Below are 13,828 nucleotides of genomic sequence, written 5' to 3'. Positions count from 1 at the left end.
TAAAATGTAAAATGGCTATTGTTATTTGCCATATTGCGAAGGGCTGCAGCCAAAATGTTTCGAAAATGTTCTTGAAAAATTAGAAGCTTCTGAAAAACCAACCTTATAAGCAATCTGCGAAATACTGAGATCCGAATTTTTCAGAAGATTTTCAGCATGATCCATTCTGACTTTTGTAATAAATTCGTGAACAGTAGAACCGCTAACGGCTTTTATTTTTCTGTATAATTGTCTCTGGCTGATTTTTAATTCATTTGCCAGTATTTCAGCACTAAAATCGGTTTCTTCGATATGTGAGCTGATTATTTCAACAGTTTTGGCAAGGAAAACCTTGTCTAGGTTCGGTGATTCCACCTGAAGCTGACTGACGCTTGTTATATTAGCTAATTTATTTTGGAGAATGAGCCTGTTGTCCAGAACGCTTTTAATCTGAGCTTTTAAGACTTCGACGCTGAAAGGCTTCATCACATAAGCTTCGGCACCTAATTCATACCCCTCAATCTGATTTTCATCAGATCCTTTTGCCGTTAATAAGATGATTGGGATGTGACAGGTTTTTTCGTTCATTTTGAGCTCTTTACATAGTTCAGTTCCCTCCATTTCCGGCATCATTACGTCTGAAATAATGATATCAGGAATGGTCTGTATAGCTGTTTCAAGGCCTTTTTTTCCATTGTATTCCTGAATTATGATATACTCATTTGATAGTTCATTATTCAAATAAGCCTGAACATCAGGATTGTCCTCAACTAGCAGTACTGTTAGTTTATTGGTTTCATCTTGTATAATCGTTAAATTACCAGGCGATTTGTCTTCTAAAGGTTCAATTAGTATTTCTTTACTTCGACTAATAGACGTATCTGATGAAGCGTTAAAAGGCAATGAAATAATAACAGTTGTTCCTTGTCCTACAGTGCTTTTAATGGAAATTGTTCCATCTAAAAATTCAACAAGACTCTTTGTTAATGATAGACCAATTCCTGAAGAATATCCGTGAAAAGGGGCAGGGCCTGAATTATTGAAGGGTTCAAATATTTTTTCTAACTCTTTTGCGTCTATACCAATACCATTATCCTGAACAGTGATTTCTAATGCACTTCTTGTACCGTTCAAATATGCTGAAAGTAAAACAGTACCTCCATCTGGTGTATATTTTAAGGCATTGGATATTATATTGATCAGAATCTGATCTGTTTTTTCGAAATCTAAATAACAATTCAGAGGTTCTTTTTCTATTTCAAGCGTAAAATTGATATTGCGTTTGTCTGCTATATATTTAAAAGTGTCGTAACATTCTTCGATGAATGTATTAAAATTCTGTGTGCTGGAATTTAATTTTAATCTTCCAATTTCTGATTTTCTGAAATCTAAAATCTGCTGGATTAACCTTGTCAGATAGTTTAAATTTCTGTTGATTATTGAAAAATAAAGTGTCTTCTCATTTACTGATAAATTTTTATTTTCCAGCTGTTTTATTGGATCGGCAATCAGTGTTAGCGGCGTTTTTAAATCATGGGAAATATTGGTAAAAAACTCTAATTTCTCCCTATTCAATTCTTCCTGCTTTTCTGTATTCAGTCTTACCAGTTTGATTTCGTTTTTAAGGCGGTCTCTGTACAAAATCTCTTTAAAAACCCAATAAACAAAACCAATTATGAGTACTACAAACAGCATCTTAGCTAGAAGTGTATCATACCATGGCGCACTAATGTTTACTTCTAAAGTGCGGATTGGGGATTTTGTATCATTAGGGGAAATTATCCGGACTTTAAAAATATAGTTTCCCGGCGGTATTTTGTTATAAATTATCTTAGTGGAATTGGTTTTTATCCATTTATCGTCATAGCCTTCGAGCTTATATTCGAAGATTTCTTTATTGGTTCTGTTGTAATTCAGTGAAGCAAATTCTATTGTAAAACTTCGGTTTTCGTAATCGAGTTGAATTTCTTTGGTTTGCGAAAGGTCCTTTGAAAGCACTTTTTTCCCATTAATGAGCTTCATCGGAATCACCTTTTCATTGGCTAAATACAAAGATTTAAAAACAAGTTTATTATTCGCTTCTGCCGTTTTAATTTCATCCGGATTAAAAGCTACATATCCGTTTTTATCGCCAAAATATATTTTCTTTTCTAAAGGATCTTTATAGACAGCTCTTTCTGAAAAGGTCCATAATCCAAACCGGTCTTCTTTCTGGTAATTTGAAATTTTATTCGAAGCAACATCAATCATTGAAATTCCCTGTTTGTGTGCGATCCAAAGATTTCCCTGACTGTCATCCGTTATAGAAGATATGTATGAATTTGGAATTTCAGAAAGAGGCTGGATTTTTTCAATCCGCATAGTACTGGCAGAGGTGGAAATTTTGTTTAATCCTTCACTGGTTCCTGCCCAGATATTTCCGCGTTTGTCTTTGTGTAAAGCAAATATGATATTATCTGAAGTTTTATAATTGGGATTTTTCCGGAATGAATTTAGCGAAACTGCATTATATACCATGCTTTTAGAATCTAATTTTACACGTACAATACCATTACCTTCTGTTGCCAGCCAGAGTTCATTATTACTGACAGACAAAATATCCATTACGCTGTGTTCATTGATCTCTTTTGACAAATTAAAAAACCGGATGCTGTCATCGGCTAAGTTAATACGTGCTATTCCGTTATAAAGACCAATCCACAAGTAATCTGAACCAATAGATTCTAAGGAAAATATTGACCATGTTTCTAATTTGGGAGCCAATTCTTTATTGATTACGGCTTTGCACCGGTTCGTTTTAGGATCGTAGCATTCAAGTCCGGTGATTCCTCCAATCCAGATTCGGCCTTTATTGTCTCTCAGTAAACTGCGTACATTCTTAATACTGCTGTTGGATTTATAAAAAGGATCGTTAGAATCCTGTTCATTATTTTTGTAAATCAGAATCCCTTCATCAGTACCAAGCCAAACTTTTTCTTCGGATTTTGTTACCGCTCTTACCGTTGCCAATTTGGTATTGCCGCTTCCTTTTCTAAAACTGTAATGCAGTTCAAAAGGATTGCGGTTCGGATTGGCTTTATAAATATCTCCGCCTCTGGTTCCTAGCCAAATAATATTCTGATCATCAATAAAAAAATGAGTTATATAATCATCAAGTAAACTTCCAGGGTGATTGATATTGGCTCTATACTGAATCTCTTTTGCTGAGCTCAGATCGTGTGAGGTGAAGAGGTGAGAGGATAAAAAATATCTTTTTCCGTCTACAATTTTATTTTTGTTTAATGTATTAGAATTGCTGCCAAGATCTTTGACGACAGATTTAGGAACATTAGCAAAATTGACAATTTTAAAAGAATTTAGTTTGTAATTGAATTTTACATATTTATTGTCAAAGGTTAAAAACCAAAGCCCTGTTTTTTTATCAGAAATAATATTTCGTATCCGGTTGTTAGGGAGCGATGTATTATCGTTTGGATTGTGATAATAAAAGTCAAATGTTTTGCCGTCGTATCTGTAAGCTCCATTCCAGCTTCCGATCCAGATATAACCTACAGAATCTTTTGCAATACCGTGTATTTGAGTTACGGGATTTACTTCTCTTCCGGTAATTTTTTCAAAAAAAAGATTTTGTGCATTTAAGTTCGTTATGCACAAGAAAGAAATGAAAACAAAACACAAATAGGTCTTTTTATTTTTAACTATATCCATAATCATTTGTTAGACATAATTTAAGTCATGTATCTAAAATTACTTTAAAAGGCGAATATAATGTTATAATTTAAATTCTATAGAGTATCAGATTGCATTTAGTAAATCTGATTCAAATACGATCTCTATAGCTGATTCTGGATTTATATGTTATATTATTTTTACTAGTATAATCTAAAGTCTGATTTTTGGATTTCTACTCCTAAAAATTGCATCAATAATTCATAAGTGTCTAAAAATGAGTATTTATACGTGCTGTAAAATATCTTTATAGGTTTATATTTGAAATATATTTTGATTATTCTAAATGGTAGAATGGGAGTGAAGACACCCATGATATGAGAACTTTTTATCCTGCATTTGTTGAAATGATAAATTAATTATTATTTAAAACTATTAATTCATAATCCTTTAAAAATATGAGTAGTAATATCAAATTCGCTGGCTATCCCGATGCTTTTGTTTATATTGAACCAAACGAACATTCAAAATGGGTAAATCATTTGCTTTGGGGCGAATGGGTTCAAATTATTGAAGAAAATGGTGATTGGGTAAAGGTTAATGTTCGTGGTGCAAAAGATGGTTGGATGCAAAAAAGTCACTTACAGGAAGATAAATTAGTTGAGCTATATTTTGTCGACATTGGTCAGGGTGATGGTTGCCTTGCAATCTTTCCAGATGGCAAGACAAATGAAGGTGTTCCAAAAGACAGGACAATGCTTATTGATGCAGGTCAAAACGACAATATGTTACGGTTTATTAACTGGAAATTCAATACCAAAAATGTTGAGAATCCGCCTTTCAAGTTTGATGATGTAATTATTTCCCACAGCGATGCAGACCATTATGGTGGTTTTCAGGCAATATTTGAAAATCTTCGGTTTGAATTTAAAAAAGTTTATCATAATGGTTTGGTTGAGCGTTCGATTGGTGAAAGTTTGGGTGGTCATGAAAAGATAGGCAAGCTGACTTACCAAACTGATGTTATCGAAACACCTGAACAACTGGAAAAAATAATTTCTAATCCAGCAGCGATTGGAAAAAGGTTGTATCCAAAATTGATGAAGACTGCTGCTGGACGAGGCGCTAAAATTTGTATGATGTGCAATGAAGATAAATTCATTCCTGATTTTGGAGAAAACAGTGAGATCAAAATTCGTGTTCTGGCTCCCGTGGTTGAAAAGCTTGAACAATATGGCAGCAAACGTCTTTTACGCAGATTTAAGAGTAATGATGGCAAGACAAAAAATGGACATTCTGTCGTTTTACGGCTTGAATATGGCAATGTAAAAATTCTGCTAGGAGGCGATTTGAATGTTCCTTCCGAAAATTTCTTACTGGAACATTATGGCAAGGCAGACCCAAAAACAAAAGATCTGGTAAAGCTGAAAGAATTGGTTTCAGAGGCTAATAAGTATTTCGGTGCAGATGTTGCCAAGGCATGCCATCACGGAAGTGGTGATTTTTCGACAACATTTTTGAGGGCTGTAAATGCTGCCGCAACGATTGTTTCGAGTGGCGACGATGAGCCACATTGCCACCCGCGTCCAAACACCTTGGGGGCATTGGGAAAATATGGGAGGGGTGAATTTCCACTAATCTTCAGTACAGAAATGGCACGTTCTGCGAAGGAAAAAATTAAATGGCCAAGTGAAATTAAAAAGGAAATCGAATACTTGCAAAATGAACTATTAAAGCTAGCCTCAGAAATTGATAGTGAGAAAAAGGCAAAGAAAGAATTACAACTTGAAAAGAAAAAAAAGGATCTTTTTTTAAAAATCGGCAGAACAGTAGAGGTTTATGGTATGATAAACGTACGCACAGACGGTAAAAAAATTTTAATAGCCCAAAAGCTAGAACAAGTTTCAGACAGAGGTTTATGGGATATCCATCTTTTGGAACCAGTAGAACAAGAAGATGGAACAACTATTCTTGTGTATGCTGATAATATGGAAAAACATGAATAAATACATCAAAAATAATTTTAAGAGGAATACATAAATATTTAAGTCAATATTTGGAATAAAAAACAATCTACAAAATATAAATCATGGCACTTATCAATCCACACATTAACTTTAACGGAAATGCCGAAGAAGCATTCAGTTTTTACAAATCAGTATTTGGCGGAGAGTTTGCAAAGATTATACGATTCAAAAATATATCAAGCCCTGAATATCCAATTCCGGAAAATGAAGCAAATAAGATCATGTATATTGCTTTGCCTATTGGCAAAAACCTTTTAATAGGTAATGACGTTCCGGAAAGTATGGGACAAGTAAATGAAAATGAAAACAGGTCAAAAATAGCCATTAGTGCAGAAAGTCCTGAAGAAGCTGACAAATTATTTAACGAACTTTCAGAAGGGGGAAGAATTGAAGTGCCTTGGGATTCAAATTTTGGAATGTTTAGGGACAAATTCGGAATTGAATGGATAGTTGATTTTGACCCGAAATAGAAGGTATCATCATAAAATATTATATGTGAATGTTTGTCACTTCTTACCATTTTATTTGATATGTAATGAATTTATAAAGATGCTTATAAATACAGCTATTGTAAAAACCCTGAATATCAAACATATAATATCTAATCTTCATTTTTTTTTATTTTTATGTTATTTTTTGTTTGTACATCTCACATTTATTCCTATATTTGCACCCGCAAACAGCGTTCAATAAAGCTACTATAGTTAAGCAAAACACTGTAAAAATGGCCTCGTGGCGCAACTGAATAGCGCATCTGATTACGGCTCAGAAGGTTACTGGTTTGAATCCAGTCGAGGTCACTAAATTAAAATCCCATTTCTAACGAAATGGGATTTTTTTTTGTTATAAATTATATTATTAGCGGTTAAATTTTTAAGTTATTTAAAACTTATATTTGATTGTACAGATGCTGGAGAACCAAGTAACTAATCTTTTATAAAAAAATTAATGAGCAATCGATTTTCTTCCAGTAACCAAATTGAAATCGTATCTACATTTTCAGATCTTGTACACACCAATTTCAAGGGCAAAATAAATGCACTATGCTGGCACAGAAATTTAGATGGCGATTTTAATGAGATCGTAACCAAGTTATCTTTAGAAGAAAATATAACCGAAGTTTATCCTGCAGATTTAATCGCACTCCAACTATCAGAAAAAGGTAATATGGCAAGGGAAATAATCTTAAATGATTTACAAGTATTAACTGATTTTGGAGCTTCGCCTTCTCTTAATTTAATAAAGTGTTATGAGCGAGATGATGAATTTGACTTCATATCTACTGATGTGTATTCGTTTCATGTTGATCGCTCGCCCATTACAACAGATACTTTTTTATGTACCTATCACGGAGCAGCGAGTGATATAGTATCGAATTCGCAGGCTGAGCAAAAAATTCTAATTCCGGAAATCCGATCAAAACTAAAGGAACTGTATGATGGACCATCAGAAGAATTCGAAAACTTTTTGAAGGATAATTATTTTGATTTGCATTATCAGCTGCATCCAGCTGCAGAACCTATAAATTTAGGATTAGGGCATCTTTGGCGACTGGCTGTAGATCATCCAAAACAACAAGTGCTGCCTTGTATTCATAGAGCACCAATAGAAAATGAAGGTGAATATCGATTGTTGTTGATTTGTTAGATGACATTGGAGACTGCTATAGAAAGTAATGTAGTAAATTATATTAAAATTTTCAGCATTGAGCAAGTCTATTAAAGACAAAAAAATGTGTACATTTGATATATGAACAAACAGACGTCTTTTTCGGTATGTGGAGAATCATTGTCGGCTCCAATGCACATATGCGGTTTTTTCGATTCCAGAGAACAGCAATATGAGGTAATCATTCCTTACATTATGGAGGGTTTGGAAGCCAATAATAAAGTAATTAACATTCTTGAGGGAGACCGCCATAGCGAACATTGCCGATGTCTGGCTGGTAATGGAATATCAATTACTGAAAAACTGTTAAGTGGTCAGTTAGAAGTACTCGCATCTGAAAACACTTATATAAAGAATGGAGAGTTTGCTGCTGAAAAAATGTACAAAATGCTCGAGCAAACTTTATTATCGGCTTCGAGGGCTGGTTATGATAGCGTTAGAGCGTGCGGCGATATGGTATGGGCTCTCAAAAACCTGCCTGGAACTGATGAACTCTTAGAGTATGAAGCCAGACTTAATTTGCTAACTCCACAACATTCAGTTTCACTAATTTGCATGTACGACATTAATAGTTTTAGCCAAAGTGCAATTACAGATGCATTACTTACACATCCTTACGTAATCAAGGACGGAAAAATCAGCAAAAACCCACATTATGTAGAGCCTTTGGAATTGCTTTCTAGTATTTCGAATTCTCGATCTGGTGCGCTTAAATCGTAAATAATTTTCTTATTAGCTTTTAAAAAGTCGCTTACAGCGAAAAGCTACCATTAAAAATTGTATTGATACTTTTTACTGTAATAAATAATTCATTTATAACTCCAAAAGAGTTACCTAAAATTCAACATTTATAAAGGAACTGGAACACTATATTATATAAGATAGAATTATCTACTAATCAATTTCTCAAGCCTCACCATCATTTCATCTTTCTCTTTCAACATACGCTCAAATAAAACAATTTTTTCTTCGTGTAGTTTTTTTAATTCTTCGATAGGATTGAAATTAAATGTAGAATTAGGATTTCCAACACAAGCATTATCTCCAAAAGTATTAGAAATAACATTCACCGCTTGCTCTTCATCAAAATTCTGAAAAGCTTCAACAGGAATTTTTAATACTGCAGAGATTTGTTTCAGCAGATTATCTTCAATTACATCTTTCTGCTCCAGTAAAGAAATTTTCTTTTGATTCCAGTCTTCACCCAAATCATAAGCCAATGCTTCCTGCTTTATGTTAAGCATTTCTCTGAAGCGTTTTACGTTTCTTCCCTGATGTATTTTCTGTTCCATAATGAATATCAATTTTCTAAAGGCTCAAAGATAAAGCCATTTGGATTAAAAATCCTGAGTTTCAAAGATAAAAAAATATCTCATAAAACATCCTTTTATCAGATATTACACCCCTTTTATTTATGGTTTAGTTCAATGTTTTCTGCTAGAATATTCACTTTTCGAATAGATTGTCTTTTTAAAGAATACAATTTCGCCGGTGAATTAGAAATTATGTCTTTAATAGGGAAGAGGAGAGCAGGATTCGAAAACCGCTTAAGAAATTAAAAACTCTGTTGTATAGTCGCAAAAAAGGTACCAAATCCACTCCTTTATGCAACTCCAAATCAATCCTATTTAAATTCTCTAAAGAAAATTTATCTGTTTTTTTTATCATTGCACTCATAAAAAGACAAATAACCTTTAAAAATACATCAAAAAGGAATAATTACCTGATTTTAATTCTAAATTAAAATTATTCATCTTTTATTTTGAAATTTGCAAGGTAAAAAAACTAAACACCCTCATCAAATGAAAGCGAACATACAAGAAGAAACAATATTAAACGAAAACCAAGACATTGAAAACACCCTGAATACCATCAAGAATGATTTTACATTCACATTAGAGAGCACTTGTTTAGATGCAAACTATCACCCAGCAAGTCAAACGCGTCTGACAACCAATTTTGCAAACCTGGCCAGAGGAGATAATCGCCAACAAAACTTGCGTAATGCCTTAAATATGATTAACAATCGATTTAATGCATTGGCTCATTTGGATAATCCGAAAGGTGACCGTTACCATGTAGAACTTGAAATCATCACAGTAACGATGAGTATTGATGATAAGAATGGTATTAACAATCTGCCAATGATTGAAGTTTTAAAAACGAATATTTTTGACCGTAAGACTAATCAGCATATTGAAGGTATTGCCGGAAATAATTTTTCTTCTTATGTGCGTGATTATGATTTCAGTGTTTTATTGATTGAGTACAATAAAAATAAATCTAGTTTTTGTGTTCCTGAAAATTTTGGTGATTTGCACGGAAAACTTTATAAGTGCTTTGTGAGTTCAACCACTTATAAAGATTACTTTAAGATGTCACCGATCATTTGTCTAAGTGTATCGAGCAACAAAACTTATACTCGCACAGAGTATCAGCATCCGGTTCTGGGTTATGAATATTTGCAGTATCAGTATTCTCTCACTGATGAATATTTCTCTAAAATGGGCTTAAAAGTTCGTTTTTTCATGCCTCAGAACAGTGTGGCGCCGATGGCTTTTTATCATTCCGGAGATCTACTTGCTGATTATACTGATCTTGGACTAATCAGCTCAATCAGCACAATGGAGACTTTCCAGAAGATTTATCGCCCTGAAATTTACAATGCAAATTCAGTGGCCGGGAAAATCTATCAACCTAGTCTTAAGCACGAAGATTATTCACTGACTCGTGTGGTTTATGACCGCGAAGAACGAAGCCGACTGGCTGTTGAACAGGGCAAATATGCAGAAGAGCATTTCATTACCCCTTACAAAAGTGTCCTGGAACAGTGGTCTGCCAATTTCGCTCTTTAATTATACAACAACACATTAAAATTATTTTATTATGAAAAAACTATTATTACCCACCTCAATTGTTGGAAGTTTACCCAAACCTGCCTGGCTTGCACCACCTGAAAAGCTTTGGTCACCCTGGAAATTAGAAGGAGATCAGTTATTTGAAGGAAAACAAGATGCTTTGCGCATTTCTTTACATGAACAACAATTGGCAGGGGTTGATATCATTAGTGATGGTGAACAAACACGTCAACATTTTGTAACGACTTTTATCGAGCATTTAAGCGGTGTAGATTTTGAAAATCGTAAAATTGTAAAAATTCGTGACCGTTATGATGCGAGTGTTCCTGTTGTTGTAGATCAAGTTGCACGTCAAAAATCAGTTTTTGTTGACGATGCTAAATTTTTACGTAAACAGACTAATAAGCCTATAAAATGGGCATTGCCTGGCCCAATGACAATGGTAGATACTTTGTACGATGATCATTACAAAAGCCGGGAAAAATTGGCGTGGGAATTTGCAAAAGCGCTAAATGAAGAAGCAAGAGAACTTCAGGATGCAGGGGTAGATATTATTCAGTTTGATGAACCTGCATTTAATGTATTCTTTAATGAAGTAAACGATTGGGGGATGGCAGTATTAGAAAGAGCTATTGAAGGTTTAAAATGCGAAACTGCTATACATATTTGTTACGGTTATGGAATAAAAGCTAATAATGACTGGAAAAAGACATTGGGTTCAGAGTGGCGTCAATACGAAGAAATTTTTCCGAAAATTCAAAAATCTAAAATTGATATTGTGTCATTAGAATGTCATAACTCAAATGTACCTTATAGTTTAATGGAACTGGTTCGTGGTAAAAAAGTAATGGTAGGTGCAATTGATGTGGCAACCAACACTATCGAAACACCTGAAGAAGTTGCTGATACCTTACGTAAAGCACTGAAGTTTGTAGATATCGAAAATCTTTACCCTTGTACAAATTGTGGTATGGCTCCGTTATCCCGAAGCGTAGCAAGAGGTAAGTTAAGTGCTTTAAGCGCAGGAGCAGAAATTATACGCAAAGAATTGGCTGTTTAGTCCAAATCTATAATTAGAAAATAGAATCTTTTTTGATTCATTCTGTCCGTAGAGTTTAGCTACTCTACGGACTAACAAATAAATCTAGAGAATCCGACCTCGGATTGCTTCTTTAAACCTCTTTTCGTCTAGCCATACTTTGAGCGATTATGCTGGCAGCAATCAATTGCAAGGCATGGTAAAGCATGAGTGGCAACAATATGATACCGGTGATGGTACTGTGCTGAAAAAGCACTTTTGACATAACAGTGCCGTGTACCAATGACTTTTTAGATCCGCAAAATAAGACCGTAATACGATCTTCCTCTGAAAAACCAAGCAAGCGACTGAGTAGCCCGACACAAAGGAATACGGCAAAAAACAAGACCATCATCCCTGTGGCGAGTCCGGCAAGTTCAAGTGCAGTGAAGCCTTCGAAAAGATGCTCGGAGAATGACTTACAAAACGACGTGTAAATGATGGTAAGGATGACTGCCTGATCAAAATATTTGAGCTGTTTTTTATATTTTTCAGCAATGGCGCCAAAACGTGAGTTCAGGCCGATTCCAATGATGACAGGTAACAAGACTTGAAGAACCAACTTTATAACAATATCAGTGACATCAAAATCACCTGTTGCAGAAGCTATGAACAACCCAACCCAGAGAGGCGTAACGACTACTCCAATCAAACTGGAAATGCTCGCATTGAAAATGGCAGCGGGAATGTTGCCCTTGGCGATAGAAACCATGACCACGGAAGAGGAAACTGTAGATGGTAAAGCTGCCAAAAAAAATACACCCAACCAAAGCAACTCGAAGCCGGCGTTGATGAATAAGGGACGAAATGCCAAAACGATGAGCGGAAAAAACAAAAAGGTTGTCAACTGGACGACAATGTGCATTTTCCAGTTGGCAAGCCCGGATTTTAGTTTTTCAACACTCAGTCGCAAGCCATAAAAAAAGAAAATAAACGACACGCCTACATTGGCAATCTCTTCCAGCGAAACAGGTTCTTTGATCATACCTGGCTTCGGCAAAAAATAGGCCAGCAGAATCATGGTGGCTATCATTAACAGGAAACCGTCGAAACCTGCTTTACGTAATACTTCTAATAATTTCTTCAATGTGCTCTTTTTTTAGATTTTTATACGGCAAAAATAAGTTTTACAGGTCGTTAAATCTTCAATATAATTAAAATAAGACTTTTGTATTGTTTTTTATTATATTTGAAGATTATTATTCTTTTTTACAAATTAATTCAACCTATTTTAAGTAAAATATTCTATGGAGCAGATAGACGATATTGATCTTCAATTACTAAATATACTTCACGATAATTCTAAATACACGGTAAAAGAACTGGCAAAGATGGTAAATCTTTCGGCATCGCCTGTTTTTGAGCGTATAAAAAGGTTAGAAAACAACGGTTATATTAAGAAATATATAGCCCTGCTGGATGCAGAAAAACTAAACAGGGGATTCATCGTTTTCTGTAATATCAAACTTAAACAGCACGATCGTAATATTGGAAATCAGTTTGTTAGTGATATTATGAAAATAGAAGAAGTTGTGGAATGTTACAATATTTCAGGTGATTACGATTTTTTAATGAAAGTTTCTGCCAAAGACATGAAGCATTATCAGGATTTTGTGTTTAATAAATTAGGATCAGTTGAAAGCATAGGAAGTACACAAAGTACCTTTGTTATGTCGGAGATAAAAAACACGTATGGATAGTTCTATGAAGGTTTATTTAGTTGGAATTGACAAAGTTTTTTATCTATTGTATAAGTTTTTCCTAAACTAAGAGCTTGATTTCGTCAAGGTCTCGCTTTTCCAAATTAAGTAGTGTACTAAGTTTTTACCGCAAAACTTGTGTTGTCAATTATTTTTAAAATTCGCCTTAGCTTTTGTGGCAGAAAATGTATTAAGGCATCGATTTTTTGCCAAGATTTTGCCATAAAGATGTATTGACCCGAAATTTTATTCGGTTTTAAAAATTTAAAAAGTAGTATAAAACAAAAAAACCTGCGAATCTTACGATTTACAGGTTTTATCTTTTTTGTGGGGAGAGCAGGATTCGAACTATTCGCTTGAAACTGCTGTCAATGCCACTTTTATTTATGTCTTGAACCACTGTGCACCGATTCTGCACCAAATTCAATTTTTTACTTTTTCAATATTAAATCATGCACAAAACTTAAAATACTAACGAACTAATAAGAAGTTGTATTATTCTTTTTGCTTTACAAATATATTATAAATATTTAATATGGAGGCCTTAAGTAAATTTTGGCTTTTTTATAAACTTTGAAAAGTCTCTTTTTAAGCTCTCATCGGAGAAAGAGGGATTCGAACAAAACCGTTGTATCCCGCTTTTATACTGCATTTCTAATATTTTTTTAACTGCTGCGCCACGATTCTGCCACGGAAACTTTCGCTGTTTTTATCAATATTGAAACTTCCAGACCGGCTTAAATCCGTTTAAAATTACGTTATAATTCTTAATTGATTGAAAGACAAACTTAAGCATTTTTAAGACAAATTAGGACATATTTTACGAAACCTTTTAAGTAATATGACAGA

At 34.2% G+C, this 13,828-nt stretch carries 10 protein-coding genes and 1 tRNA gene; 8 read left to right on the top strand and 3 right to left on the bottom strand.

Annotated features, from left to right (window positions below):
- Positions 1 to 21: 21 nt before the first annotated feature.
- Positions 22 to 3,687: a hybrid sensor histidine kinase/response regulator transcription factor gene (locus tag JE46_RS16900; RefSeq protein ID WP_031456458.1), complete on the bottom strand. Its 3,666-nt coding sequence runs from the start codon at positions 3,685 to 3,687 to the stop codon at positions 22 to 24.
- 419 nt (positions 3,688 to 4,106) lie between these two features.
- Between JE46_RS16900 and JE46_RS16895 the strand changes: the two genes are divergently transcribed.
- The 5 genes from JE46_RS16895 (at position 4,107) to JE46_RS16875 (ending at position 8,063) form a co-directional block, all read left to right on the top strand.
- Positions 4,107 to 5,654 carry an MBL fold metallo-hydrolase gene (locus tag JE46_RS16895; RefSeq protein WP_031456457.1) on the top strand — a complete coding sequence of 516 codons (1,548 nt, stop codon included), beginning with the start codon at positions 4,107 to 4,109 and terminating at the stop codon, positions 5,652 to 5,654.
- Positions 5,655 to 5,737: 83 nt separating this feature from the next.
- Positions 5,738 to 6,145, top strand: coding sequence for a VOC family protein (locus JE46_RS16890; RefSeq protein WP_031456456.1), 408 nt, complete (start codon positions 5,738 to 5,740; stop codon positions 6,143 to 6,145).
- A gap of 256 nt (positions 6,146 to 6,401) precedes the next feature.
- Positions 6,402 to 6,475: transfer RNA gene (locus tag JE46_RS16885), tRNA-Arg, on the top strand.
- Between the two features lie 148 nt (positions 6,476 to 6,623).
- The gene (locus tag JE46_RS16880; RefSeq protein ID WP_031456455.1) at positions 6,624 to 7,322 is read left to right on the top strand and encodes a hypothetical protein; all 699 of its coding nucleotides are present in this window, start codon (positions 6,624 to 6,626) and stop codon (positions 7,320 to 7,322) included.
- A 102-nt stretch (positions 7,323 to 7,424) separates the two neighbouring features.
- The gene (locus JE46_RS16875) at positions 7,425 to 8,063 is read left to right on the top strand and encodes an MEDS domain-containing protein (RefSeq protein WP_031456454.1); all 639 of its coding nucleotides are present in this window, start codon (positions 7,425 to 7,427) and stop codon (positions 8,061 to 8,063) included.
- A 167-nt stretch (positions 8,064 to 8,230) separates the two neighbouring features.
- On the opposite strand, the gene JE46_RS16870 is transcribed toward JE46_RS16875, so the two are convergent.
- A complete protein-coding gene (locus tag JE46_RS16870; RefSeq protein WP_031456453.1) occupies positions 8,231 to 8,635 on the bottom strand; it encodes a helix-turn-helix domain-containing protein in 405 nt (134 codons plus the stop codon).
- A 510-nt stretch (positions 8,636 to 9,145) separates the two neighbouring features.
- Between JE46_RS16870 and JE46_RS16860 the strand changes: the two genes are divergently transcribed.
- The gene (locus JE46_RS16860) at positions 9,146 to 10,198 is read left to right on the top strand and encodes a DUF1852 domain-containing protein (RefSeq protein ID WP_083480892.1); all 1,053 of its coding nucleotides are present in this window, start codon (positions 9,146 to 9,148) and stop codon (positions 10,196 to 10,198) included.
- 31 nt (positions 10,199 to 10,229) lie between these two features.
- Positions 10,230 to 11,261, top strand: a complete 1,032-nt coding sequence (locus tag JE46_RS16855) for a methionine synthase (RefSeq protein ID WP_031456450.1) — start codon at positions 10,230 to 10,232, stop codon at positions 11,259 to 11,261.
- 112 nt (positions 11,262 to 11,373) lie between these two features.
- Here JE46_RS16855 and JE46_RS16850 read toward each other — a convergent pair whose 3' ends face one another.
- Complete coding sequence (locus JE46_RS16850) at positions 11,374 to 12,366, bottom strand: bile acid:sodium symporter family protein (protein WP_031456449.1); 993 nt, start codon at positions 12,364 to 12,366, stop codon at positions 11,374 to 11,376.
- A gap of 160 nt (positions 12,367 to 12,526) precedes the next feature.
- On the opposite strand from JE46_RS16850, the gene JE46_RS16845 reads away from it, so the two are divergent.
- Positions 12,527 to 12,979, top strand: coding sequence for an Lrp/AsnC family transcriptional regulator (locus JE46_RS16845; RefSeq protein WP_031456448.1), 453 nt, complete (start codon positions 12,527 to 12,529; stop codon positions 12,977 to 12,979).
- Positions 12,980 to 13,828: the final 849 nt, after the last annotated feature.

It is taken from the genome of Flavobacterium chungangense LMG 26729 (genome assembly GCF_000735715.2).
Taxonomy (GTDB): domain Bacteria; phylum Bacteroidota; class Bacteroidia; order Flavobacteriales; family Flavobacteriaceae; genus Flavobacterium; species Flavobacterium chungangense.
Note: the sequence above shows the minus strand (reverse complement) of the source record. Positions and strands in the feature narration are given on the sequence as shown.

What these genes read in the sequence shown, in the direction of transcription:
- JE46_RS16900 (WP_031456458.1), bottom strand. Translation starts at nt 3,687, where the DNA reads ATGGATATAGTTAAAAATAAAAAGACCTATTTGTGTTTTGTTTTCATT.
- JE46_RS16895 (WP_031456457.1), top strand. Translation starts at nt 4,107, where the DNA reads ATGAGTAGTAATATCAAATTCGCTGGCTATCCCGATGCTTTTGTTTAT.
- JE46_RS16890 (WP_031456456.1), top strand. Translation starts at nt 5,738, where the DNA reads ATGGCACTTATCAATCCACACATTAACTTTAACGGAAATGCCGAAGAA.
- JE46_RS16880 (WP_031456455.1), top strand. Translation starts at nt 6,624, where the DNA reads ATGAGCAATCGATTTTCTTCCAGTAACCAAATTGAAATCGTATCTACA.
- JE46_RS16875 (WP_031456454.1), top strand. Translation starts at nt 7,425, where the DNA reads ATGAACAAACAGACGTCTTTTTCGGTATGTGGAGAATCATTGTCGGCT.
- JE46_RS16870 (WP_031456453.1), bottom strand. Translation starts at nt 8,635, where the DNA reads ATGGAACAGAAAATACATCAGGGAAGAAACGTAAAACGCTTCAGAGAA.
- JE46_RS16860 (WP_083480892.1), top strand. Translation starts at nt 9,146, where the DNA reads ATGAAAGCGAACATACAAGAAGAAACAATATTAAACGAAAACCAAGAC.
- JE46_RS16855 (WP_031456450.1), top strand. Translation starts at nt 10,230, where the DNA reads ATGAAAAAACTATTATTACCCACCTCAATTGTTGGAAGTTTACCCAAA.
- JE46_RS16845 (WP_031456448.1), top strand. Translation starts at nt 12,527, where the DNA reads ATGGAGCAGATAGACGATATTGATCTTCAATTACTAAATATACTTCAC.